The organism is Pseudomonas sp. 5C2, assembly GCF_034314155.1.
Lineage (GTDB): Bacteria > Pseudomonadota > Gammaproteobacteria > Pseudomonadales > Pseudomonadaceae > Aquipseudomonas.
The window spans coordinates 477,864-500,791 of record NZ_JAVIWH010000003.1; the positions used below are offsets into that span (position 1 = coordinate 477,864).

A 22,928-nucleotide genomic window follows, 5' to 3' on the forward strand; every position below is an offset into this window, starting at 1 on the left:
CCATGGGATCGTCGCCGTATCAATTTTTTGAGTGCTGCGCATGAACGCTTCATCGAATGACCACGCAGAGCAAGGTGTGCCCTGCTCGATTCTGCTGCTGGCCGGTGGACGCGGGCAGCGCATGGGCGGGCAGGATAAAGGGCTTATCCTGTGGAACGACCGGCCCTTGATCGCTTATGTGCACGACGTTGTCAGGCCGCTGACCGATGACTTGATCATCTCCTGCAACCGCAATCAGGATCGCTATCAGGCATTTGCGGATCAGTTAGTGGGCGATGAACAGCACGACTTTCCAGGACCGCTGGCCGGGGTCCTGGCGGGGCTTTCGGTGGCGCACCATGCCTGGGTGCTGGTTCTGGCGTGTGATGCGCCGAGGATTGATCGCCCGCTGATCGAGCAGCTATTGAGCCGTGCAGGCCTGACGTCTTCACCGTTGATGGTGCGACAGGCCGGGCAATGGCAACCTATGTTCAGTGTGATCCCCACGTCCTTGCTGCCTGAGTTGCGCAAGCGCTGGGACCAAGGGGAACGTAGTTTGATGCGGGTGTTATTGGCACATGATTTACAGGCGCTTGACTGTGCGCCCGATGATCTGCGGCTGACCAACTTTAACACCCCGGACTTGCTGACCTGACCGCCTGCGGGCAGCGAACATCAACCCAGCTCGGCCAAACACTTTTCCAAGATATCCAACCCTTCATTGAGCACATCAAGCTCGGTGGTCAGCGGCGGGAGCAGGCGGATGATATGCCGGGCCTTGCCGCTGGGCATCAGCAGCAGTCCATTGTTTCTGGCGGTTTCAAGGAGCGTGGCCAACTGGGCTGTTGCGGGCTTTCCTTCCGGTGTGATCAGCTCGATCCCGCGCATGGCGCCGACCCCGGTCAGACGCCCAAGGAAGGGCGACAATTTGCTGTCAAGCCAACCCTGATAACGACTCATGATCGCGTGTTCTTGTGCTTCGCCCCACGAGGACAGATTGGCGTCAGTCATCTGGTCCAGGGTGGCCAGGCCCGCAGCACACGCCATTGGATTGCCCGAATACGTGCCGCCCAACCCGCCTTTGGGCAATGCATCCATCAAAGCCTTTTTACCAACTACCGCGCCGAGCGGCATACCGCCAGCGATGCTTTTCCCCAACAGAAGCAAGTCTGGCTCGATGCCCAGCCGGGAGAATGCAAAGCGCTGGCCGGTGCGTCCAAACCCTGACTGGATCTCATCGATGATCAGCAGAATGCCTTTTTCATCGCAGAACGCACGCAAGGCTTTGGCAAACTCGACGTCCAACGCAAGGAAGCCGCCTTCGCCCTGGACCGGCTCCAGAATGAAACAGGCTACCTCTTCAACGTCGATTTCGACGCTGAACAATCGATCCATGGCGCTCAACGCTTCTGCGGCGGTGACCCCGTTATCCTTGCTCGGGTAAGGCAAGTGATACACCGGCCCCGGCAGCACGCCGACCTTTTGTTTGTAAGGTGCTACTTTGCCGTTGAGGTTCAGGGTCGCCAGCGTTCGCCCATGAAATCCGCCATCGAAGGCGATAACCGCCGTGCGTCCTGTGTAAGCACGAACAATCTTCAGCGCATTTTCTGCAGCCTCGGCACCGCTGTTGGTCAGCATGCCGACGACCGGATAACTGACTGGAATGAACGCCGCGAGCCGTACCATGAATTGTTTGTAAGGCGCGTGGGGTACAGCGTTGAAGCAGTAATGCGTCAGCTTGGTCGCTTGCTCGCGGATGGCGTCGACGATACGCGCGTTGCAATGCCCCAGGTTCAACACACCAATGCCACCGACAAAGTCGATGTAGCGCTTGCCGTCGTCATCCCACACCTCGGCGTTCTTGCCGTGATCCAGGGTGATGGGGTGGACCCTGGATATCGAACCGCTGATTGATGCGCTGCTCATACAGAAAATGCCCCGTAGAAAATTCCTCGGCCATATAAGCGAGGAATGCTTACGCGTCACAAGCGAAATAAAATCGCGGGGTTATTCCTGATTTTCGGGATGTGCCGTGGCGACCCAAGACCTGCGGCCTTCACGAGGATCCGCGAACGGGTCAGCCACCGAATACTTGCGAAGGACTGCGCAGGGTCGGGTCGAACGGGTTGATCTTCGGCCCGATGGCTGCTGCCTCGCGCTTGAGCAACTCCACGACCGTTGGCAACCGGTCCGGCCCCAACCGCTCGCTGAGTGTCGCCACGCTGAGCGCGGCCACGGCATGCCCATCGCGGTTCAGAATGGGCACGGCCAGACCGGCCATGCCGGGCAACGCCCCGGTGTTGCGAGCCGCATAACCCAGGCGACGAACACTCTCCACCTCCGAACGCAGGAACACCTCGTCATACAGGTGGAAGTCCTTGAGCCTGGGCAGGTTGTAGCGGATCACAGTCTCGCGCTCTTCTTCAGGCAGATACGCCAGAATCGCCAGGCTGCCCTGACCCACTCCCAAGGCCACGCGCCCGCCAATGTCACCGGTAAACGTGCGAATCGGATACGGCCCTTCGCTGCGATCCAGACAGATCGCATCGAAGCCACTGCGCGCCAGCAAAAATAGCGAATCGCCCAACGAAGCACTGAGCCGGAGCATGGAGGGCCTGACCAGATCACGCAGGTTGCCGGTATTCCCCGCGCGGGCGGCCAAGGCAAAGAACTCCAGACTCAGGCGGTAGCGCTTGCTGCGCCTATCCTGCTCGACCATGCCTTCTTCCATAAGGCTGCGCAGCAGACGATGCGTGGTCGGTTGCGACAAGCCGACCTGCTGCGCCAATTGGGTCACCCGCTCACCACCGTCCGGGGCCGTGCCGAGCATACGCAGCACGGCGAAGAGCCTTGAGACGCCACCGACGCCCACTTCTTTCACCTCTTCATTCCGATCAGTAGAATTCATTTATCAAAATCCTTCATAGAAATCTGCTCACTGAATGAAAGTGAAAAAATACTCCTTTCAGTGAAATTCGCTCTTTCGTCCATCCTAGGCTTCGTCCTAATCTGAGTCCACAGGGGCGAATCGAACAATATTTGGCAGCCGACTCAGATCGAGCGCCAGCGCACCCGCAGCATCCCTTCGCATCTGCCCATTACAAAAAAGCGTGTTTCGACGCGCCCTATAAATACAGGTGGAACGCAGACATGGCTTTTCTCCAGCTCGAAGGTCTCAGCAAACGCTACGGTGCAATCGACGCCGTCGTCGCCACACATCTGGCGGTGGAAAAAGGCGAATTCGTTTCTCTGCTCGGCCCTTCCGGTTGCGGCAAGACCACCACCCTGCAAATGATCGCGGGTTTCGTCGACGCCACCGCCGGGCGCATCGTCCTGGACGGCCGCGACATCACCGACGCCAAACCGAGCAGCCGTGGCTTGGGGGTCGTGTTCCAGAGCTATGCACTGTTCCCGCACATGACCGTGCGCGACAACGTTGCATTCGGCCTGCGCATGCGCAAAGTCCCGGCGGCGGATATCGCCCGGCGGGTGGCCACGGTATTGGACTTGGTGCGCCTGGCCCCACATACCGAACGCTATCCCCGAGAACTGTCCGGTGGTCAGCGCCAGCGCGTGGCCCTGGCCCGCGCTCTGGTAATCGAGCCACCGGTGTTGTTGCTCGATGAACCGCTGTCCAACCTCGACGCCAACCTGCGTGAAGAGATGCAGTTCGAAATCCGCCGCATTCAGTGCGAAGTCGGGATCACCACCTTGATGGTGACCCATGATCAAGCCGAAGCACTGTCGATCAGTGATCGCGTGGTGGTGATGCAGGCCGGGCGAGTGACCCAGATCGACGAGCCGTACAAGCTCTATGAACACCCTCGCACGCGTTTCATTTCCGGCTTTGTCGGCAAGGCCAACATGCTCGCAGGCGACTTCGATGACGCAGGTTGCCCGCAAGTACGCCATAGCAGCGGCGACGGCGCACTGACCCTGAGCCTGCGCCCGGAAAAAATCGACATGCTGGACGCCGGCAACGGCCGTCTGCAGGGGCGCGTCCTGGTCCGCTACTTTCTGGGCAGCCAATGGCTGTATCGCATTGAAACCGCCTTGGGCGAATTGACCGTAGTGCGCCGCAACGACGGCAGCGCGCCGCTGGTCGAAGGCACCGCCGTCGGGCTCGACTGGCAGGCCGAACTGTTGCGCGTACTGGCTGCCGACGAGGTGCATGCATGAGCACCCTCGCGGCCATGCGCCGGGGCGGACGCGGCTATTTGTTGTCGACACCCGCGATGGCGCTGTTCGTGTGCCTGTTGATCCTGCCGCTGTGCCTGACACTGGTGCTGTCATTCAACGTTTTTGATTACCAGCTCGGCGTAAAAAACGACGCCTACACCCTCTCCCACTACATCGACCTGTTCAGCGATTCGTACTTCTACGAGATCTTCTTTCGCACGTTCTGGATCAGCGCGCTGGTGACCCTGCTGTGTGTGCTGATTGGCGTGCCCGAGGCCTATATTCTCAGCCGCATGGGCACCCCGTGGCGCTCGATTTTTCTGATCCTGATCCTGACCCCCCTCCTTATTTCAGTGGTGGTACGGGCTTTCGGCTGGAGCCTGTTGCTCGGTGCCGATGGCTTGGTCAATCAGGCCATTCAAGCGCTCGGCGGGCGTCCGGTGAAACTGCTCTATACGCCGTTCGCAGTGGTCATCGCCCTGGTGCATGTGATGCTGCCCTTCATGATCATTCCGATCTGGACCTCGCTGCAAAAACTCGACCCGGCCGCCGAACAGGCGGCGCTGTCCCTCGGTGCCAGTCAGGCCAAGGTCATGCGTTTGGTGGTGTTGCCCCAGGTGATGCCCGGCGTGCTTTCGGGGACCCTGATCGTGTTTGGCCTGTCGGCCAGTTCGTTCGCCATCCCCGGCCTGCTCGGCGGACGACGGCTGAAAATGGTTGCCACAGTGGTCTATGACCAATACCTCTCGGAGCTGAACTGGCCCATGGGCGCGACCATCGCCGTGGTGCTGCTGTTAGCCAACCTGCTGATCATGCTGAGCTGGAACCGCATGGTCGAAGGTCGCTATAAAAAAACGTTGGGGGAATAAGGCATGTCTAAAAATGGTCCTCTGTCTCTGGGATTTCATACGCTGGTGGTGCTGTTCATGATGGCGCCGCTGGTGGTGGTATGCCTGGTGGCCTTCACTCCAGAGAACACCCTGAGCCTGCCGACTTCCGGTTTCTCTCTGCGCTGGTTCAGGGCGGTATTCGAACGCGCAGACTTTATCCACGCGTTCTACAACAGCCTGATCCTGGCCTTCGTCGCCGCGACTCTGGCGACCTTGATTGCGGTACCAGCCGCGCTGGCGATCACCCGCTATAAATTCCCCGGCCGCGATTTTTTCAACGGACTGTTCCTCTCGCCGATCATCATTCCGCACTTGGTACTGGGCGTGGCGATGCTGCGTCTGTTCGCACTGATGGGGGTCAACGGCAGCTTCTTCTGGCTGATGCTGGCTCACGTTGTGATCATCACCCCGTACGTGTTGCGCCTGGTGATCGCCGCAGCCATCGGGATTGATCGTAGCGCCGAGCAGGCCGCCGAATCCCTTGGCGCCAGCCGCCTTACCCTGTTTCGTCAGATCACCTTGCCGATGATTCTGCCGGGGGTAGCTGGCGGCTGGCTGCTGGCGTTCATCAACAGTTTCGACGAGGTCACCCTGTCGATCTTCGTCAGCTCACCCGCGACCCAAACGCTGCCGGTGCGCATGTATGTGTACGCCACCGAATCCATCGACCCAATGATGGCAGCTGTCTCGGCGCTGGTCATCGCCCTGACCGCAGGCACCATGATTCTGCTCGACAGGGTCTATGGCCTGGACCGGGTTCTGGTCGGTAAACATTGAGGGGGGGCACTGAGATGGCGTTGTTCAAACGACTGGCCGAACTTGATCGTCCACGCCTGGCTTTTACCCTCGACGGTCAGCCGGCCAATGGCTTGCAGGGAGACACCCTGTTGACCGCCGTATTGATCTGTGCCGAGCACGTGCGCGGCAGCGACTTCAGTGCCGAACCGCGCGCGGGCTTCTGCATGATGGGTGCGTGCCAGGATTGCTGGGTACGCCTGGGCGACGGCCGCCGCGTGCGCGCCTGCTCAACCTTGCTCGAAGCAGGCCAAGACGTCAGCCGTGAACCAGGGCGCAGGCCATGAGCGAACATAAGGTGGTCATTGTCGGTGCCGGCCCGGCAGGGATTCGGGCCGCGCAAACCCTGCTGGCCCATGGGGTCAAGCCTTGCCTGGTGGACGAAGCCCCGCGCGGTGGCGGGCAGATTTATCGGCGCCAACCCGCGAATTTTCAGCGTTCGGCACAGCAAGTGTACGGCTTCGAGGCCTCGAAAGCCGACGCGGTCCATCGCACCATGGATGAGCTGGCAGCGCAGATCGACTACCGCCCTGAAACACTGGTGTGGAATGCCGAAAACGGCCGCCTGGATACCCTGCACAATGGACACGCCAGCGGATTGGAGTACTCACGAATCATCGTCGCCACTGGCGCCACCGACCGCGTTCTACCGGTGCCGGGCTGGACCTTGCCGGGGGTATACACCCTGGGCGCCGCACAGATCGCCTTGAAATATCAGGGCTGCGCCATCGGTGAGCGAGTGGCCTTTTGTGGCAGCGGCCCCCTGCTGTATCTGGTCGCGTATCAATACGCCAAGGCTGGCGCCAAGGTCGTGGCAGTGCTCGACAGCGCCCCCTTCAGCGCCCAATGCCAAGCATTGCCTGCTTTGATCGGTCAGCCCGGCACCTTGGCCAAGGGCCTGTATTACCGCAGTTGGTTGACCGCTCACGGTATCCCGGTGCATCAGGGCGCAACACTTGAACGCATTGACGGCGAACAACGGGTCAGTGCTGCGCTCTGGCACAAAGGTAAGCGCCAACAACGCCTGGGGTGTGATGCCATCGCGTTCGCCCACGCGTTGCGCAGCGAGACGCAACTGGCCGATCTACTGGCCTGCGAATTCCTCTGGAGCGCATTGAACCGTGCCTGGTTGCCACGTCGCGACAGTGCCGGGCGCAGCAGTGTTGAAGGGGTATACCTGGCGGGCGACGGTGCCGGCATCATGGGCGCTGACGCCGCAGAAATGGCCGGAGAGCGTGCCGCCCTGGCGCTGCTCGAAGACAGCGGACACAACGTCGACAGCGCGCGCGGTACACATCTGGAACACAAACTCGCGGCCATCGAACGCTTTCGGCATGGTCTGGAAACAGCGTTCCCCTTCCCAACACATTGGGCCGCTGAAGCGCCCGATGAATTGATCCTGTGTCGCTGCGAAGAGGTCTCGGTCGGCGACGTGCGGACAGTGGTCGATGAGGGTCATTGGGAACTCAACCGGGTCAAGGCCCATTGCAGGGTTGGTATGGGCCGGTGTCAGGGCCGAATGTGCGGCGCGGCAGCGGCAGAAATCGTCGCCCAACGCAGCGGCCGGGCGCTGGACAGTATCGGTCGGCTGCGCGGTCAGGCACCGATCAAGCCGTTACCGTTCGGCGTGGAGATCGAGCCATGAGCGCAGTGATCGAAACCGATGTGGTGATTCTCGGCGGCGGCATTGTCGGTGCGTCGGCAGCCTTGATGCTCGTCCGCATGGGCAAGCGCGTGGCACTGCTGGAGCGTGACTTTTGTGGCTCACATTCCAGTGGTGTGAACTACGGCGGTGTGCGCCGTCAGGGTCGACCGCTGAGCCAATTGCCATTGTCCCAACGCGCCCACCAGATCTGGGGCCGCTTGCATGAACTGATCGGCATCGACGGGGAGTACGTGCGCTCAGGGCATCTCAAGCTCGCCCGCAGCCATGAAGACATGGCCGCGCTGCAGGCCTACGCCGAGGACAGCCAAGGCTTTGGCCTCGGCCTGCAACTGCTCGACCGTGCCGAGTTGCGAGCACGCTTCCCCTGGGTCGGCGATGTGGCAGTCGGTGCCTCGCTGTGCCCCGATGACGGCCACGCCAACCCACGACTCGTCTCTCCGGCCTTTGCCCGCGCCGCGCAACGCTTGGGCGCGCAAGTGTTCGAGCAGGCCAACGTCATCGACGTCGCGCACGATGGGCAGATGTTTCAGGTGCGTAGCGCCAAGGGTTTAACGGTCCGCGCACCATGGCTGCTCAACTGTGCGGGTGCGTGGGCTGGCACCCTCGCCGCCAAGTTCGGCGAACCGGTGTCGATGCAGTCAGGGCATCCGGCGATGCTCGTCACCGAGCCATTGCCCATGGTCATGGATGTGAGTACCGGCGTGGAAGGCGGCGGGATTTATGCGCGCCAGGTCGCACGCGGGAATTGCGTACTGGGCGGCGGCCAGGGGTTCGCGTTAGGCCCGGAGTCGGCTCGCCCTGGACAGGCCGCCGTGCTGGATATCCTGCGCAACGCCGCCGAGCTGTACCCCTTTTTGACAGGCGCTCAGGCGATTCGTACCTGGAGTGGCACCGAAGGTTATCTGCCCGATCGCGAACCGGTGATCGGCGCCAGCACCACTCAACCCGGCTTGCTGCATGGCTTCGGCTTTGCCGGTGCCGGTTTCCAAATCGGCCCGGCAGTGGGTGAAGCCTTGGCCGAGTTGGTCTGTACCGGCGGCACAACACAACCCATCACAGCGTTTTCCATCAGCCGCTTTCAACCCGCCGCGTTTACGCCAAACCGGTCGCTGCACGCGGGGACCGTCATTCAATTGCCTAGAGGAAGGTCACTTCAATGAAGAACGTCAAACGTATCGCCCTGTCTTGTCTACCCTTGGCCAGCCTGCTGCTCACGGCACCGGCGCATGCCGAACCGACGCTGTATCTGGGCATGAACGGCGGCACCATGGAACGCGTCTATGCCGACAAGGTTTTGCCGGCTTTTGAGAAGGCCAATAACGTCAAGGTGGTGATCGTACCCGGCACCTCTTCTGACATTCTGGCCAAGGTCCAGGCCAGCAAGGACAACCCGCAACTACACGTCATGTTCCTCGACGACGGCATCATGTACCGCGCCATCTCCATGGGCCTGTGCGGCAAGCTGCAGCCAAGCGCGGCGCTGGCAGACATTCCGGCCAAGGCTCGGATCAAGGAAGAAGCCGCAGCAGTAACCCTGGGCGTCACCGGCCTCGCCTACAACACACGAATGTTCAAGGAGAAAGGCTGGAGCGCTCCCACCTCGTGGATGGACATGGCCGACAGTCGTTACAAGGACAAAGTAGTCTTCCAGTCCCTGGCTTCGTCGACCTATGGCCTGCACGGCTTCTTGATGTTCAACCGTATCCAGGGCGGCAGCGAAACCAACGTCGAACCGGGCTTCAAGGCCTGGCCGAAAACCGTCGGCCCCAACGTACTGGAATACATCGCCAGCTCAGCGAAGATTTCCGAAATGGTGCAAACCGACGAAGCCGCCCTCTTCCCCCTGACACCGACCCAGGTCTCCACCCTGAAACTGCTCGGCGTGCCGGTTGAATACGCACAACCCAAAGAAGGTGCGGTGGTACTCAACGTCGCCGAATGCACCATCGCCAACAACAACCAGCCCGAGCTCGCGCAAAAACTCGCCGCCTACCTCCTGAGCCCGGAAGCGCAGGCCCCGGCACTGGAAGAAGGCGACCAAATCCCCTCCAACCCAAAAACCCCAACCACCGATAAAACCCGCAGCCAGGTCGCAGCGATGAACGCATACCTGGAGACGGCCATCTCGATTGATTGGGATCAGGTTAATCAGCAACGCCCGGAATGGAATGCGCGCTGGAGCCGGACGATCGAGCGGTAGAGAGCAACACCATGTAAGAGCGCGCTTGCAACTATGCGTCCCGCCGCGATCGGCTAACAGAGTCGGAAAAGTAGTGGATTCACTATCGCACCGGGCAGAGCCGATTTATCACGAGCAAGCGCGCGCCTACACGTCACTAAGTTCTATATAACCTCACTTCCGATGACAGCGGGATCATCCTCACCTAATAACTCAACATACTCATAGAACACTCAGCCGGAGAAAAACCATTACTCATCACTGCGCCTCGTATTCAACCCGCTCCTTGTACGGCACGTATAGCCGCCTTGAGTTCCCGTTCTGAACATACGTAGAATCTGTCACCCTTCTGATAAAGTATTTTTGTCGTCAACACGGCAACTGATGTGTCAGACATCTCAAGCCGATAATGTTTGTCGAAGTATAATTTTGGTGAAAGCAGACTCTGGTTGGCCCATTCGTCCAGCAGGGCGGCACACACCATACATAGAATGCCAGCCTCAATCATGGACCCACGATTGAGGCTGATCAGATGCGAAATCATTGTGCTGAGCTTTGAATCAAAAATGATAGCGGTAGGGCTTACAAAGAAGCCTGTCAAACCAAAAGCAATAATTACAAAGCCGATAGCGTACAAAAAACGCCACGGACAACAGGCACGATCAAAATAGTCAAGGTAGTTCCGTTCAAAACCCTTTACTTCAAAATATCCTGGAAACTCAGAAACACGAACCTTAATTAGGCCACCTCTTGCCCACTCCATTTCCAACCGCCGCCTAAAAAAAGAAAATCATAGCAAATGGCTGGTTTATAGCGGCACATCTAATTATTAAAAATAATTTCCAGGAGTATTCCCACATGAACCATCCATCAATCCATGTTGACATAATTAGCAATTAACAACTTGTGCAGTAAGTGGCGCAGTACTTTAAGTAACCGTATAACTCAGTCATCCAGAAAACCAAACCGAAACCTATTCGAGTAGGGCGGCTCCCACCGGTAGATGGAGGTCAATGAATCGCAGACATGGGCTACGCACAAACCAAAAGGCCCGTAGCGTTGGACGCTACGGGCCTTTTTTACAGCTGAGGAGCTATATCCTAAAACGGAATATCGTCATCAAAGCTGTCGAAATCCGGAGCCGGTTGCGGTGCGGCCTGCTGCTGTGGCGCAGGACGCGATTCGCGTTGTGGCTGGGATTGCGGTTGGGACTGCTGCGGACGCGACTGTTGAGGGCGCGGCGCGGAGTTGGACATGCCGCCTTGACCCTGTGGAGCGCCTTCGCCTTGTGGACGGCCGCCCAGCAGTTGCATGGTGCCTTGCATGTCGACGACGATTTCAGTGGTGTAGCGCTTGATACCGTCTTTTTCCCACTCGCGGGTTTGCAGCTTGCCTTCGATGTACACCTGCGAACCTTTGCGCAGGTATTCGCCGGCGATTTCAGCAACCTTGCCGAACATCGAAACACGGTGCCATTCAGTCTTTTCGACCTTCTGACCGGTTTGTTTATCGGTCCACTGTTCGCTGGTCGCCAGACTCAGGTTGGTCACGGCGTTACCGTTAGGCAAGTAGCGAACTTCGGGATCCTGGCCGCATGTACCGACCAATATGACTTTGTTAACCCCACGGGCCATAACGTTCTCCTAGGCTTCGCACGCTGTCGGCGCCGGGTCGTTGACCAAGCGCTCAAGGGACGTGCGATCCAATAGTTCGGTGTCTAATTTGATATAGATGGCAGCTTCATCAGCCACCACCACTGCATCTGTTACTCCGGTGACGGCCATCAAACGCTCAATCAGGCCGGCTTCGCGCTGTGCTTCTGGCGTCAACGGCACACGCAGGCTCGTCACGTACGGTGGTTCGCGCATAGTAACAGCAAAGGCGAGCCATATGGCACACAGGCCAGCCCCGCCGAGGAACACAATGCTCAATCCACCGTGCTGAAATAACCAGCCGCCAAGAATGCCGCCAGCCGCCGAACCGAGGAACTGGCTGGTGGAGTAAACCCCCATCGCCGTGCCTTTTCCGCCTGCCGGTGACACTTTACTGATCAACGACGGCAACGAGGCCTCAAGCAAGTTGAACGCGGTGAAGAACACCACCGTCCCGATCACCAAAGCCCGCAACGTATCGCCGAATGCCCAGAAGAATAGCTCAGTCAGCAGCAGCACGCTGACCGCCCCGAGCAATACACGTTTCATCTGGCGCTTCTTTTCACCATAAATGATGAACGGGATCATCGCAAAGAACGAAATCAGCAACGCGGTCAGGTAGACCCACCAGTGCTGTTCCTTGGGCAAACCGGCTTTTTCGACCAACGCCAGAGGCAAGGCAACGAAGCTGGACATGAGCATCGCGTGCAACACAAAGATACCTAAATCCAGGCGCAGCAAGTCGGGATGACGCAAGGTCGGGCCCAACGCCTGACGTGCAACGCCCGATTCGCGATGCTGCAGTGGTCCGGTCGACTTCGGCACCATGAAGGCGACGATCAGAATCCCTACCAGCGCCATCCCGCCCGTGGCCAGAAACAGCCCCGACAGGCCGAACGCGCGGGTCAGCAAGGGGCCGACGACCATGGCAACCGCAAAGGAGAGACCGATGGTCATGCCGATCATGGCCATCGCTTTGGTGCGGTGCTGTTCGCGGGTAAGGTCCGAGAGCAACGCCATCACCGCCGCCGAGATGGCGCCAGCCCCTTGCAGGATCCGTCCGGCGATCACGCCCCAGATCGAGTCCGCATTGGCCGCCAGCAAGCTGCCAAGAGCAAAGATGATCAAGCCCAGATAAATTACTGGCCGCCGACCGATCCGGTCGGAAATCATCCCGAATGGAATCTGCAGCACCGCTTGGGTCAGGCCATAAGCGCCGATAGCCAGACCGATGAGCGCAGGAGACGCGCCCGCCAGGTCCATGCCATAGGTGGCCAGCACCGGCAAAACCATAAACATGCCAAGCATACGGAAGGCGAACACCAGCGCCAGACCGCTTGCTGCGCGGGTCTCGCTGCCACTCATGCGTTCGCTAAGGGGATCGTGCATGGAAAAACCTCGTGTGAACCGGCAGCGATTCTACCAGTCCCATCGATGTAGAGCACATACGCGACGCTTTGCCGCGTAATGGTATGGAGCCGTATACTCCCGTGTTTAAGCCCGCCAAGCGAGGCCGCAGTGGACAAGATCCTGATACGTGGGGCGCGAACCCACAACCTGAAGAACATTGACCTGACCCTGCCACGCGACAAATTGATCGTCATTACCGGTCTTTCCGGTTCTGGTAAATCGTCGCTAGCCTTCGATACGCTTTACGCCGAAGGGCAGCGGCGCTATGTCGAGTCGCTTTCCGCGTACGCTCGGCAGTTTCTGTCGATGATGGAAAAGCCGGACGTCGATACGATCGAAGGGCTGTCGCCGGCGATTTCTATCGAACAGAAATCCACGTCGCACAACCCGCGTTCGACGGTGGGCACGATCACCGAAATCTACGATTACCTGCGCCTGCTGTATGCGCGTGTCGGCCAGCCTCGCTGCCCGGACCACGATATTCCGCTGGAAGCGCAGACCGTCAGCCAGATGGTCGACCTGGTACTGGCGCAACCTGAAGGCAGCAAACTGATGCTCCTGGCGCCTGTGGTTCGCGAGCGCAAAGGCGAGCACCTGGCGATCTTCGAAGAGCTGCGCGCTCAAGGCTTCGTCCGCGCACGGGTCAACGGCAGGCTATGTGAACTCGATGAACTGCCCAAGCTGGATAAACAGAAGAAGCACTCCATCGACGTGGTGGTTGACCGGTTCAAGGTTCGTGAAGACATGCAGCAGCGTCTGGCCGAGTCCTTCGAAACCGCGCTGAAACTGGCTGACGGTATCGCCTGGGTCGCGCCGATGGATGACGAGCCGGGCGAGGAAATGATTTTCTCCGCACGGTTTGCCTGCCCGATCTGTGGACACGCCATCAGCGAGCTGGAGCCCAAGCTGTTCTCCTTCAATAACCCGGCTGGCGCGTGCCCGACCTGCGACGGCCTGGGTGTGAAGCAGTTTTTCGACATCAAGCGTCTGGTCAATGGCGAGTTGACGCTGGCCGAAGGCGCGATTCGTGGCTGGGACCGGCGCAACGTCTATTACTTCCAGATGCTCGGCTCTCTCGCGAGCCACTACGGGTTCAGCCTCGAAGTGCCGTTCAACGAGTTGCCCGCCGATCAGCAGAAAATCCTCCTGAATGGCAGCGGCACGCAGAACGTCGACTTCCGCTATCTCAATGATCGCGGCGACATCGTCAAGCGTGCGCATCCGTTCGAAGGCATCGTGCCCAATCTCGAGCGGCGCTATCGCGAGACCGAGTCGGCCACAGTGCGCGAAGAGCTGGCCAAGTTCCTCAGCACTCAGCCCTGCCCGGATTGCCGTGGCACCCGTCTGCGTCGTGAGGCGCGGCATGTCTGGGTAGGCGAAAAAACCCTGCCGGCCGTGACCAGTCTGCCCATCGGCGATGCTACCGAGTATTTCAGCACGCTGAAGCTAACCGGACGGCGCGGTGAAATTGCCGACAAGATCCTCAAGGAAATTCGCGAGCGCCTGCAGTTCCTGGTCAACGTCGGCCTGGATTATCTGTCCCTGGACCGCAGTGCAGATACCTTGTCTGGCGGTGAAGCCCAACGTATTCGCTTGGCCAGCCAGATCGGCGCGGGCCTCGTCGGGGTCCTGTATATCCTAGACGAACCGTCCATTGGCTTGCATCAACGGGACAACGACCGGCTGCTGGGCACGCTCAAGCATCTGCGTGACATCGGCAATACGGTGATCGTGGTCGAGCATGACGAAGATGCTATTCGCCTGGCTGACTACGTGGTGGACATCGGCCCTGGTGCCGGTATTCATGGCGGGCACATCGTTGCGCAAGGCACGCCGGCCGAAGTCATGGCGCATCCTGATTCACTGACCGGCAAATACCTGTCAGGCCGGGTGAAGATTGAAGTACCGGCCAAGCGCACGCCACGCGACAAGAAGCTGAACCTGACCCTCAAGGGCGCGCGTGGCAACAACTTGCGCAATGTCGATCTGGAAATCCCGATCGGTCTGCTGACCTGCGTGACCGGTGTTTCCGGCTCGGGCAAGTCGACGCTGATCAACAACACACTGTTCCCGCTCAGCGCCACGGCCCTGAATGGCGCAACCACGCTAGAAGCCGCGGCGCACGACAGCATCGATGGCCTTCAGCACCTGGATAAAGTCGTCGATATCGACCAAAGCCCCATCGGTCGAACCCCGCGCTCCAATCCGGCAACGTATACCGGGTTGTTCACACCTATTCGCGAGTTGTTTTCCGGTGTTCCAGAGTCGCGCTCACGCGGGTACGGCCCGGGACGTTTCTCGTTCAACGTGAAGGGCGGCCGTTGTGAGGCGTGCCAGGGCGATGGTCTGATCAAGGTCGAGATGCACTTTCTGCCGGACATCTACGTGCCTTGCGATGTGTGCAAGAGCAAGCGCTATAACCGCGAAACGCTGGAAATCAAATACAAGAGCAAGAACATCCACGAAGTGCTGGAGATGACCATCGAGGAAGCTCGGGTGTTCTTCGATGCCGTACCTGCACTGGCGCGCAAACTGCAAACGCTGATGGATGTTGGGCTGTCGTACATCAAGCTGGGGCAGTCCGCGACCACGCTGTCGGGCGGCGAGGCGCAGCGGGTCAAGCTGTCACGCGAGTTGTCCAAGCGTGATACGGGCAAGACGCTGTACATCCTCGATGAGCCGACCACCGGTTTGCACTTCGCCGATATTCAGCAGTTGCTCGACGTGCTGCATCGTCTGCGCGATCACGGGAATACCGTAGTGGTGATCGAGCACAACCTGGATGTGATCAAGACCGCTGACTGGTTGGTGGACCTGGGTCCGGAAGGCGGTTCCAAGGGCGGCCAGATCATCGCCTGCGGTACCCCGGAGGAAGTCGCAGAGATGAAGCAGTCTTACACCGGCCACTACCTCAAACCGCTGCTGCTTCGGGATAAAGCCGACGCAGTCTAGCCGGTGCGCTAACGAAAAAGCCCTGCCGCATTTTTTCTGCGGCAGGGCTTTTTTATGGCTGTGGTGCGGGAATCAGAACTGCGATTGCAGGTAATTCTCCAGACCGATCAACTTGATCAGGCCGAACTGCTGTTCCAGCCAGTACGTGTGATCTTCTTCGGTATCGGCCAACTGAATGCGCAGGATTTCGCGGGTTACGTAATCCTTGTGCAGCTCGCAGAGCTCAATTCCCTTGCAAAGCGCGGCACGCACCTTGTACTCAAGGCGCAAATCGCTGGCGAGCATCTCAGGGACCGTGGTGCCTATGTCCAGATCATCGGGACGCATGCGCGGCGTGCCTTCGAGCATCAGGATCCGGCGCATCAAGGCATCGGCGTGCTGGGTCTCTTCTTCCATTTCGTGGTTGATACGCTCGTAGAGCTTGCTGAAGCCCCAGTCCTCGTACATCCGCGAATGAATAAAATATTGATCGCGGGCTGACAGCTCCCCCGTCAGCAGCGTATTGAGGTAATCGATTACATCCGGGTGACCTTGCATCGCCCTCATCTCCCTGCTTGAAAGGCCGTAGTTTGAACCAACCCGCCGGGGAGGTCACTTCACAAAAAGCCAGAAAATGTGAAAACACGGCGAAAGCCGAACAATCAAATGCGAAAAGCCGCCCCCTTGAGGGCGGTTCTGTATATCGCTTCAACTTAGACCTGGTTCAGTTGCACACCAAGGGCTTTGGCGACGCCTTCGCCGTACGCAGGATCGGCCTTGTAGAAGTATTGCAGCTGACGTTGCACGACATCAGCCGTCACACCGGCCATCGCGCCGGCGATGTTGCCGATCAAGAGTGCTTTCTGTGCATCGTCCATCAGGTTGAAGAGCGCACCCGCGTGGCTGAAGTAGTCACCGTCCTGACGATGATCGTAACGTGTGGCCTCACCGCTCAGCGCCAACCCGGGCTCAGCATAACGCGGGGCCTGCTTAGGGGCGTCAGCGTAGCTGTTGGGTTCGTAGTTAGGCGTTCCACCACCATTGCTGCCAAAGCTCATGGCGCCATCACGCTGATAGCTGTTAACCGGGCTCTTTGGCGCATTGATCGGCAATTGCTGGTGGTTGGTACCGACCCGATAGCGCTGTGCGTCAGCGTAAGCAAAGACACGCCCTTGCAGCATGCGATCAGGCGACAAACCAACACCAGGCACCCTATTACTTGGCGCAAACGCGGCCTGTTCGACTTCGGCGAAGTAGTTCTGCGGGTTACGGTTCAGCTCCAATTCGCCGACCTCAATCAGCGGGTACTCTTTCTGCGACCAGGTTTTGGTCACGTCAAACGGGTTCTCGTGATGGGCGGCCACCTGAGTCTCAGTCATGATCTGGATGCACACCCGCCATTTCGGGAAGTCACCCTTCTCGATCGCGGAGAACAGATCGCGCTGGGAGTAATCCGGGTCAGTACCTGCCAGGCGCGCGGCATCAGCAGGTGCCAGGTTCTTGATACCTTGCTTAGTCTTGTAGTGCCATTTGACCCAATGACGCTCACCCGTCGCGCTGATCAGGCTGTATGTGTGACTGCCGAAGCCGTGCATGTGACGGTAGCCATCCGGAATGCCACGGTCCGAAAACAGGATCGTGACCTGGTGCAGCGCCTCGGGCGAGTGCGACCAGAAGTCCCACATCATTTGCGCGCTTTTCAGGTTGGATTGGGGCAACCGTTTTTGGGTGTGAATGAAGTCAGGGAATTTAAGTGGGTCACGGATAAAGAAAACGGGCGTGTTGTTCCCGACGATGTCCCAGTTGCCTTCTTCGGTATAGAACTTGATCGAAAAACCACGCGGGTCGCGCTCGGTGTCTGCCGAACCACGCTCACCACCGACGGTAGAGAAGCGCATGAAAATTGGAGTCTGCTTGCCCACGGACTCAAACAATTTAGCGCTGGTGTACTGAGTGATGTCGCGATTGACCGTGAAAGTACCGTGAGCACCCGAGCCTTTCGCGTGCACGCGGCGCTCCGGGATATTCTCGCGATTGAAGTGTGCAAGTTTCTCGATCAGGTGAAAATCGTCGAGTAACAGTGGGCCACGCGGGCCTGCGGACCGGGAGTTTTGGTTATCAGCGACAGGAGCGCCACTGGCAGTCGTAATCGTTTTATTCAGGCTCATACGAAATCTTCCTCTCTAACGTGTCCAACCGGCTAAACGGCTTGAGAGGAGTATTGGGCAATTTTGTTACGCCATCAAATTCATTAAATTATAAATATCGATAGATTTTACTAATCATTCAGACACAAAAAACCGGGCACTAGGCCCGGTTCTTTGTACAGACTGACGTCTTATTCAGCAGCTTCTACAACACCACCAACCGGACGATCAACCAGTTCGACGTACGCCATAGGCGCGTTGTCGCCAGTGCGGAAACCGCACTTGAGGATGCGCAGGTAGCCACCCTCACGGGTTGCATAACGCTTGCCCAGGTCGTTGAACAGCTTACCAACGATGGCTTTCGAACGAGTACGGTCGAAGGCCAGACGGCGGTTAGCCAAGCTGTCTGTCTTAGCCAGGGTGATCAGCGGCTCGGCAACGCGGCGCAGTTCCTTGGCTTTCGGCAGTGTAGTTTTGATCAGCTCGTGCTCAAACAGCGACACCGCCATGTTTTGAAACATGGCCTTGCGGTGTGAGCTGGTGCGGCTCAGGTGACGACCACTTTTACGATGACGCATGGTTCATTCCTTACCAAACACAACGTTCGGTGATTACGACGATCAGGCAGTCGCCTTGTCGTCCTTCTTAAGACTTGCAGGCGGCCAGTTGTCGAGGCGCATGCCGAGGGACAGACCACGGGAGGCCAGAACGTCCTTGATTTCAGTCAAGGATTTCTTACCCAGGTTCGGAGTCTTCAACAGTTCTACTTCGGTGCGCTGAATCAGGTCGCCGATGTAGTAAATGTTCTCCGCCTTAAGGCAGTTGGCCGAACGTACAGTCAGTTCCAGATCGTCAACCGGACGGAGAAGGATCGGATCGATCTCGTCTTCCTGTTCGATAACCACTGGCTCACTGTCACCTTTGAGATCGACGAACGCAGCCAACTGCTGTTGCAGAATAGTTGCAGCGCGGCGAATAGCCTCTTCAGGATCCAGGGTACCGTTGGTTTCCAGATCAATAACCAGCTTGTCCAGGTTAGTACGCTGCTCGACACGGGCGTTTTCCACCACGTATGCGATACGGCGAACCGGGCTGAACGAAGAGTCAAGCTGCAAGCGACCAATGCTGCGGCTTTCGTCTTCATCGCTCTGACGCGAATCGGCCGGTTCATAACCACGACCACGAGCTACGGTGAGCTTCATGTTCAAGGCGCCGTTAGACGCCAGGTTAGCGATTACGTGATCGGGATTAACGATCTCGACATCATGATCCAGCTGAATATCGGCAGCGGTAACCACCCCCGAACCCTTCTTCGACAAGGTCAGCGTAACTTCGTCTCGACCGTGCAGCTTGATAGCCAGACCTTTAAGGTTCAACAGGATTTCAATTACGTCTTCCTGTACACCTTCGATGGCGCTGTACTCATGGAGTACACCGTCAATCTCGGCCTCGACTACTGCACAGCCGGGCATTGAGGACAACAGGATGCGTCGCAACGCGTTGCCCAGGGTGTGGCCGAAACCACGCTCGAGAGGCTCGAGCGTGATCTTGGCGCGGGTTGGACTGACAACCTGCACATCAATATGGCGGGGTGTCAGGAACTCATTTACCGAAATCTGCATGGATGCACCTATTTTCTAGCCCTTACTTGGAGTAGAGCTCGACAATCAGGCTTTCGTTGATGTCGGCGGACAGATCACTGCGAGCTGGAACGTTTTTGAAGACGCCAGATTTTTTCTCAGTGTCTACTTCTACCCATTCTACGCGGCCACGTTGGGCACACAGATCGAGAGCTTGGACAATGCGCAGTTGGTTCTTTGCCTTCTCGCGAATAGCGACCACGTCACCAGGGCGAACCTGGTAGGACGGTACGTTAACGGTTTTGCCGTTAATGCTGACCGATTTATGCGATACCAGCTGACGGGATTCGGCACGAGTAGAGCCAAAACCCATACGGTATACAACGTTGTCCAAACGGCATTCGAGCAATTGCAGCAGGTTCTCACCAGTAGCGCCTTTCTTGCCGGCTGCTTCTTTGTAATAACCGCTGAATTGACGTTCGAGAACGCCGTAAATACGACGGACCTTCTGCTTTTCACGCAGTTGGGTGCCGTAATCGGATTGGCGACCGCGGCGTTGGCCGTGGATACCTGGGGCTGCTTCGATGTTGCACTTGGATTCGATAGCGCGGACGCCGCTCTTCAAGAAGAGATCGGTGCCTTCACGACGTGCAAGTTTGCATTTTGGACCAATGTAACGAGCCATTTCTTACAGTCTCCTGGATTACACGCGGCGCTTCTTCGGCGGACGGCACCCGTTGTGCGGGATTGGCGTCACGTCGGTGATACTGGCGATCTTGTAGCCACAGCCGTTCAAAGCACGGACAGCGGACTCACGACCTGGACCTGGACCCTTGACGTTAACGTCGAGGTTCTTCAGGCCGTATTCCAGCGCAGCTTGACCAGCACGTTCAGCAGCTACTTGAGCAGCGAACGGGGTGGACTTGCGAGAACCACGGAAACCCGAGCCGCCGGAGGTAGCCCAAGAAAGCGCGTTACCTTGACGATCGGTAATGGTGACGATTGTGTTGTTAAAAGACGCGTGGATGTGGGCGATGCCATCAACCACTGTCTTTTTAACTTTTTTACGAGGACGAGCAGCAGGTTTTGCCATGACTAAATTCCTGTCGTTGCGCTGGTGCGATTACTTGCGGATCGGCTTACGCGGACCTTTGCGAGTACGCGCGTTGGTCTTGGTACGCTGACCGCGTACTGGAAGACCACGACGATGGCGAAGACCGCGGTAGCAGCCCAAATCCATCAAGCGCTTGATTTTCATGTTGATTTCGCGACGCAGGTCACCTTCAGTGGTGAACTTTGCCACTTCGCCACGCAGCTGTTCAATCTGCTCGTCGCTCAGATCTTTGATCTTCACCGCTGGGTTAACCCCAGTGGTTGCACAAATTTTCTGTGCAGTGGTGCGACCAACACCATAGATGTAGGTCAACGAGATAACAGTATGCTTGTTATCTGGAATGTTAACGCCTGCAATACGGGCCATTCAGTGGGACTCCAATTGACAGCTACCTACGCCCCGGAAGCCAAGAAATAGGGCGCGAGATAATATCGCTGTAATAACAAATAATCAACCCAGCAGCGCACTAGCTGCTGGGCTTTAAGCACAAATCACACTCAGCCTTGGCGCTGCTTATGACGTGGTTCCGCGCTGCAAATTACTCGAACAACACCTTCGCGGCGAATAATCTTGCAGTTACGGCACAGCTTTTTCACCGATGCACGAACTTTCATCACCAACTCCTCGAACCTTATGGGTGCTTCAGCGCAGCATGCCGCTACCGTAGCCCTTCAGGTTGGCTTTCTTCATCAGGGATTCGTACTGGTGCGAAACGAGGTGCGATTGTACTTGGGACATGAAGTCCATCACAACCACTACGACGATCAGCAACGAAGTCCCGCCAAGGTAGAACGGTACGTTTGCCGCAACCACCAGAAACTGGGGAAGCAGACACACGGCCGTCATATAAAGAGCACCGAACATGGTCAAGCGGGTCAGAACGCCATCAATATAGCGCGCAGACTGCTCGCCTGGACGGATGCCCGGAATAAAGGCACCGGACTTCTTCAGGTTTTCCGCTACGTCTTTCGGATTGAACATCAACGCCGTATAGAAGAAGCAGAAGAAAATAATCCCTGCACTAAACAGCAGAATATTCAACGGCTGACCAGGAGCGATCGACTGCGAGAGGTCCTGCAACCAGCCCATACCTTCAGACTGGCCAAACCAGGCACCCAACGAAGCCGGAAACAGCAAAATGCTGCTCGCGAAAATAGCTGGAATTACACCGGCCATATTCACTTTCAGCGGTAAGTGGCTAGTCTGCGCAGCGAAGACCTTACGGCCCTGCTGACGCTTGGCGTAGTGAACGGCAATACGACGCTGACCACGCTCAATGAACACCACAAAACCGATAATCGCTACTGCCAGCAAACCGATGGCAACCAAGGCGAAAATGTTGATATCACCCTGACGTGCAGACTCGAAAGACTGCCCAATCGCTCTCGGAAGACCGGCGACGATACCCGAAAAAATCAACATCGAGATACCGTTACCAACACCGCGCTCGGTAATCTGCTCACCCAGCCACATCATGAACATCGCGCCAGCCACAAACGTGGATACCGCAACGAAATGGAAGCCAAAGTCACCAGTGAACGCAACGCCCTGCCCTGCCAGACCAATGGACATGCCAATAGCCTGAACAAGAGCGAGGACGACAGTGCCATAGCGGGTGTATTGACTGATCTTACGACGACCAGCCTCACCTTCCTTCTTCAACTGCTCCAACTGCGGGCTGACGGCGGTCATCAACTGCATGATGATCGATGCCGAAATGTACGGCATGATCCCCAGTGCAAAGATACTCATCCGTTCCAGCGCGCCGCCGGAAAACATGTTGAACAAGCTAAGAATGGTCCCCTCATTCTGTCGAAACAGGTCCGCCAGCCGGTCCGGGTTGATACCAGGAACTGGGATGTGCGCGCCTATCCGGTAGACGATAATCGCCAGGAGTAGAAAACGCAGTCGAGCCCAGAGCTCGGATAACCCGCCTTTGCTGAGCGCTGAGAGAGCACCTTGCTTAGCCATTTATTCCTCGAACTTGCCGCCAGCTGCTTCGATAGCCGCACGCGCACCTTTGGTGGCTGCGATACCTTTGATGGTGACAGCGCGAGTAACCTCACCGGACAACATGATTTTCACACGTTGTACGTTTTGGTTGATCACGTTGGCATCCTTCAGGGACTGCACGGTGACGATGTCGCCTTCCACTTTAGCCAGTTCGGACAAACGCACTTCTGCGCGATCCATAGCTTTCAGGGAAACGAAACCGAATTTCGGCAGACGACGATGCAACGGCTGTTGGCCGCCTTCAAAGCCCGGAGCAATAGTGCCACCGGAGCGGGAGGACTGACCTTTGTGGCCACGGCCACCGGTCTTACCCAAACCACTACCGATACCACGGCCCGGACGATGCTTTTCGCGACGGGAACCCGGCGCTGGACTCAGATCATTGAGTTTCAT

Annotated in this window: 24 protein-coding genes; 9 read left to right on the forward strand and 15 right to left on the reverse strand. The window is 57.8% G+C overall.

The window, feature by feature from the left end; translation table 11 throughout:
• Nucleotides 1–40: 40 nt before the first annotated feature.
• Nucleotides 41–634: a molybdenum cofactor guanylyltransferase MobA gene (gene mobA / locus RGU44_RS16930; RefSeq protein ID WP_322182318.1), complete on the forward strand. Its 594-nt coding sequence runs from the start codon at nucleotides 41–43 to the stop codon at nucleotides 632–634.
• Between the two features lie 20 nt (nucleotides 635–654).
• Here the strand turns inward: mobA and RGU44_RS16935 are convergent, their stop codons facing one another.
• Both RGU44_RS16935 and RGU44_RS16940 read right to left on the reverse strand, forming a co-directional pair.
• Complete coding sequence (locus tag RGU44_RS16935) at nucleotides 655–1,905, reverse strand: aspartate aminotransferase family protein (protein WP_322218231.1); 1,251 nt, start codon at nucleotides 1,903–1,905, stop codon at nucleotides 655–657.
• A gap of 151 nt (nucleotides 1,906–2,056) precedes the next feature.
• Nucleotides 2,057–2,887: an IclR family transcriptional regulator gene (locus tag RGU44_RS16940; protein WP_322218234.1), complete on the reverse strand. Its 831-nt coding sequence runs from the start codon at nucleotides 2,885–2,887 to the stop codon at nucleotides 2,057–2,059.
• A gap of 242 nt (nucleotides 2,888–3,129) precedes the next feature.
• On the opposite strand from RGU44_RS16940, the gene RGU44_RS16945 reads away from it, so the two are divergent.
• The 7 genes from RGU44_RS16945 to RGU44_RS16975 are packed head-to-tail and all read left to right on the forward strand — an operon-like array spanning nucleotide 3,130 to nucleotide 9,709.
• A complete protein-coding gene (locus tag RGU44_RS16945) occupies nucleotides 3,130–4,158 on the forward strand; it encodes an ABC transporter ATP-binding protein (protein WP_322182324.1) in 1,029 nt (342 codons plus the stop codon).
• Nucleotides 4,155–5,027, forward strand: coding sequence for an ABC transporter permease (locus RGU44_RS16950; protein ID WP_322182326.1), 873 nt, complete (start codon nucleotides 4,155–4,157; stop codon nucleotides 5,025–5,027). Before RGU44_RS16945 ends, RGU44_RS16950 begins: the two co-directional genes overlap by 4 nt.
• 3 nt (nucleotides 5,028–5,030) lie before the next feature.
• Nucleotides 5,031–5,825 (forward strand): ABC transporter permease, encoded by a 795-nt coding sequence (locus RGU44_RS16955; protein WP_322182328.1) that lies wholly within the window; start codon nucleotides 5,031–5,033, stop codon nucleotides 5,823–5,825.
• Between the two features lie 14 nt (nucleotides 5,826–5,839).
• Nucleotides 5,840–6,130 carry a (2Fe-2S)-binding protein gene (locus RGU44_RS16960; protein ID WP_322218237.1) on the forward strand — a complete coding sequence of 97 codons (291 nt, stop codon included), beginning with the start codon at nucleotides 5,840–5,842 and terminating at the stop codon, nucleotides 6,128–6,130.
• Nucleotides 6,127–7,488: an FAD/NAD(P)-binding oxidoreductase gene (locus tag RGU44_RS16965; protein ID WP_322218240.1), complete on the forward strand. Its 1,362-nt coding sequence runs from the start codon at nucleotides 6,127–6,129 to the stop codon at nucleotides 7,486–7,488. The genes RGU44_RS16960 and RGU44_RS16965 overlap by 4 nt, the downstream gene beginning before the upstream one ends.
• On the forward strand, nucleotides 7,485–8,669 hold the full coding sequence (locus RGU44_RS16970) for an FAD-dependent oxidoreductase (protein ID WP_322218242.1): 1,185 nt from the start codon (nucleotides 7,485–7,487) through the stop codon (nucleotides 8,667–8,669). The genes RGU44_RS16965 and RGU44_RS16970 overlap by 4 nt, the downstream gene beginning before the upstream one ends.
• Nucleotides 8,666–9,709, forward strand: a complete 1,044-nt coding sequence (locus RGU44_RS16975) for an ABC transporter substrate-binding protein (RefSeq protein ID WP_322182339.1) — start codon at nucleotides 8,666–8,668, stop codon at nucleotides 9,707–9,709. The genes RGU44_RS16970 and RGU44_RS16975 overlap by 4 nt, the downstream gene beginning before the upstream one ends.
• Before the next feature lie 253 nt (nucleotides 9,710–9,962).
• Here the strand turns inward: RGU44_RS16975 and RGU44_RS16980 are convergent, their stop codons facing one another.
• The 3 genes from RGU44_RS16980 to RGU44_RS16990 form a co-directional block, all read right to left on the reverse strand.
• The gene (locus RGU44_RS16980; protein ID WP_322182341.1) at nucleotides 9,963–10,451 is read right to left on the reverse strand and encodes a hypothetical protein; all 489 of its coding nucleotides are present in this window, start codon (nucleotides 10,449–10,451) and stop codon (nucleotides 9,963–9,965) included.
• 337 nt (nucleotides 10,452–10,788) lie between these two features.
• On the reverse strand, nucleotides 10,789–11,322 hold the full coding sequence (locus RGU44_RS16985) for a single-stranded DNA-binding protein (RefSeq protein WP_219062767.1): 534 nt from the start codon (nucleotides 11,320–11,322) through the stop codon (nucleotides 10,789–10,791).
• Nucleotides 11,323–11,331: 9 nt separating this feature from the next.
• A complete protein-coding gene (locus RGU44_RS16990) occupies nucleotides 11,332–12,729 on the reverse strand; it encodes an MFS transporter (RefSeq protein ID WP_322182345.1) in 1,398 nt (465 codons plus the stop codon).
• 129 nt (nucleotides 12,730–12,858) lie between these two features.
• Here RGU44_RS16990 and uvrA point away from each other — a divergent pair, with 129 nt between their 5' ends.
• A complete protein-coding gene (gene uvrA, locus RGU44_RS16995; RefSeq protein ID WP_322182348.1) occupies nucleotides 12,859–15,702 on the forward strand; it encodes an excinuclease ABC subunit UvrA in 2,844 nt (947 codons plus the stop codon).
• A gap of 72 nt (nucleotides 15,703–15,774) precedes the next feature.
• Here uvrA and bfr read toward each other — a convergent pair whose 3' ends face one another.
• The 10 genes from bfr to rplO form a co-directional block, all read right to left on the reverse strand.
• On the reverse strand, nucleotides 15,775–16,239 hold the full coding sequence (bfr, locus tag RGU44_RS17000; protein WP_322182350.1) for a bacterioferritin: 465 nt from the start codon (nucleotides 16,237–16,239) through the stop codon (nucleotides 15,775–15,777).
• Between the two features lie 155 nt (nucleotides 16,240–16,394).
• On the reverse strand, nucleotides 16,395–17,849 hold the full coding sequence (locus RGU44_RS17005; RefSeq protein ID WP_322218246.1) for a catalase: 1,455 nt from the start codon (nucleotides 17,847–17,849) through the stop codon (nucleotides 16,395–16,397).
• Between the two features lie 170 nt (nucleotides 17,850–18,019).
• Nucleotides 18,020–18,406 carry a 50S ribosomal protein L17 gene (gene rplQ, locus RGU44_RS17010; RefSeq protein ID WP_219062771.1) on the reverse strand — a complete coding sequence of 129 codons (387 nt, stop codon included), beginning with the start codon at nucleotides 18,404–18,406 and terminating at the stop codon, nucleotides 18,020–18,022.
• 42 nt (nucleotides 18,407–18,448) lie between these two features.
• The gene (locus tag RGU44_RS17015) at nucleotides 18,449–19,450 is read right to left on the reverse strand and encodes a DNA-directed RNA polymerase subunit alpha (protein ID WP_003176403.1); all 1,002 of its coding nucleotides are present in this window, start codon (nucleotides 19,448–19,450) and stop codon (nucleotides 18,449–18,451) included.
• Nucleotides 19,451–19,472: 22 nt separating this feature from the next.
• The gene (gene rpsD / locus RGU44_RS17020) at nucleotides 19,473–20,093 is read right to left on the reverse strand and encodes a 30S ribosomal protein S4 (RefSeq protein ID WP_322166322.1); all 621 of its coding nucleotides are present in this window, start codon (nucleotides 20,091–20,093) and stop codon (nucleotides 19,473–19,475) included.
• Between the two features lie 18 nt (nucleotides 20,094–20,111).
• Nucleotides 20,112–20,501, reverse strand: a complete 390-nt coding sequence (gene rpsK / locus RGU44_RS17025) for a 30S ribosomal protein S11 (protein ID WP_002555466.1) — start codon at nucleotides 20,499–20,501, stop codon at nucleotides 20,112–20,114.
• Between the two features lie 30 nt (nucleotides 20,502–20,531).
• Nucleotides 20,532–20,888, reverse strand: coding sequence for a 30S ribosomal protein S13 (gene rpsM, locus RGU44_RS17030; protein WP_002555467.1), 357 nt, complete (start codon nucleotides 20,886–20,888; stop codon nucleotides 20,532–20,534).
• A gap of 131 nt (nucleotides 20,889–21,019) precedes the next feature.
• Nucleotides 21,020–21,136: a 50S ribosomal protein L36 gene (rpmJ, locus tag RGU44_RS17035; RefSeq protein ID WP_002555468.1), complete on the reverse strand. Its 117-nt coding sequence runs from the start codon at nucleotides 21,134–21,136 to the stop codon at nucleotides 21,020–21,022.
• Between the two features lie 28 nt (nucleotides 21,137–21,164).
• Nucleotides 21,165–22,493, reverse strand: coding sequence for a preprotein translocase subunit SecY (gene secY / locus RGU44_RS17040; RefSeq protein ID WP_219062775.1), 1,329 nt, complete (start codon nucleotides 22,491–22,493; stop codon nucleotides 21,165–21,167).
• On the reverse strand, nucleotides 22,494–22,928 hold the full coding sequence (gene rplO, locus RGU44_RS17045) for a 50S ribosomal protein L15 (protein WP_002555470.1): 435 nt from the start codon (nucleotides 22,926–22,928) through the stop codon (nucleotides 22,494–22,496).

Coding starts and splice junctions, on each gene's coding strand:
- RGU44_RS16960 (WP_322218237.1), top strand. CDS start 5,840: ATGGCGTTGTTCAAACGACTGGCCGAACTTGATCGTCCACGCCTGGCT.
- RGU44_RS16980 (WP_322182341.1), bottom strand. CDS start 10,451: ATGGAGTGGGCAAGAGGTGGCCTAATTAAGGTTCGTGTTTCTGAGTTT.
- RGU44_RS16935 (WP_322218231.1), bottom strand. CDS start 1,905: ATGAGCAGCGCATCAATCAGCGGTTCGATATCCAGGGTCCACCCCATC.
- rplO (WP_002555470.1), bottom strand. CDS start 22,928: ATGAAACTCAATGATCTGAGTCCAGCGCCGGGTTCCCGTCGCGAAAAG.
- RGU44_RS16950 (WP_322182326.1), top strand. CDS start 4,155: ATGAGCACCCTCGCGGCCATGCGCCGGGGCGGACGCGGCTATTTGTTG.
- rpsM (WP_002555467.1), bottom strand. CDS start 20,888: ATGGCCCGTATTGCAGGCGTTAACATTCCAGATAACAAGCATACTGTT.
- RGU44_RS16990 (WP_322182345.1), bottom strand. CDS start 12,729: ATGCACGATCCCCTTAGCGAACGCATGAGTGGCAGCGAGACCCGCGCA.
- RGU44_RS16975 (WP_322182339.1), top strand. CDS start 8,666: ATGAAGAACGTCAAACGTATCGCCCTGTCTTGTCTACCCTTGGCCAGC.
- RGU44_RS16985 (WP_219062767.1), bottom strand. CDS start 11,322: ATGGCCCGTGGGGTTAACAAAGTCATATTGGTCGGTACATGCGGCCAG.
- RGU44_RS16955 (WP_322182328.1), top strand. CDS start 5,031: ATGTCTAAAAATGGTCCTCTGTCTCTGGGATTTCATACGCTGGTGGTG.
- RGU44_RS16965 (WP_322218240.1), top strand. CDS start 6,127: ATGAGCGAACATAAGGTGGTCATTGTCGGTGCCGGCCCGGCAGGGATT.
- RGU44_RS16970 (WP_322218242.1), top strand. CDS start 7,485: ATGAGCGCAGTGATCGAAACCGATGTGGTGATTCTCGGCGGCGGCATT.
- RGU44_RS16945 (WP_322182324.1), top strand. CDS start 3,130: ATGGCTTTTCTCCAGCTCGAAGGTCTCAGCAAACGCTACGGTGCAATC.
- RGU44_RS17005 (WP_322218246.1), bottom strand. CDS start 17,849: ATGAGCCTGAATAAAACGATTACGACTGCCAGTGGCGCTCCTGTCGCT.
- rpmJ (WP_002555468.1), bottom strand. CDS start 21,136: ATGAAAGTTCGTGCATCGGTGAAAAAGCTGTGCCGTAACTGCAAGATT.
- bfr (WP_322182350.1), bottom strand. CDS start 16,239: ATGCAAGGTCACCCGGATGTAATCGATTACCTCAATACGCTGCTGACG.
- secY (WP_219062775.1), bottom strand. CDS start 22,493: ATGGCTAAGCAAGGTGCTCTCTCAGCGCTCAGCAAAGGCGGGTTATCC.
- RGU44_RS16940 (WP_322218234.1), bottom strand. CDS start 2,887: ATGAATTCTACTGATCGGAATGAAGAGGTGAAAGAAGTGGGCGTCGGT.
- rpsD (WP_322166322.1), bottom strand. CDS start 20,093: ATGGCTCGTTACATTGGTCCAAAATGCAAACTTGCACGTCGTGAAGGC.
- rplQ (WP_219062771.1), bottom strand. CDS start 18,406: ATGCGTCATCGTAAAAGTGGTCGTCACCTGAGCCGCACCAGCTCACAC.
- rpsK (WP_002555466.1), bottom strand. CDS start 20,501: ATGGCAAAACCTGCTGCTCGTCCTCGTAAAAAAGTTAAAAAGACAGTG.
- RGU44_RS17015 (WP_003176403.1), bottom strand. CDS start 19,450: ATGCAGATTTCGGTAAATGAGTTCCTGACACCCCGCCATATTGATGTG.
- mobA (WP_322182318.1), top strand. CDS start 41: ATGAACGCTTCATCGAATGACCACGCAGAGCAAGGTGTGCCCTGCTCG.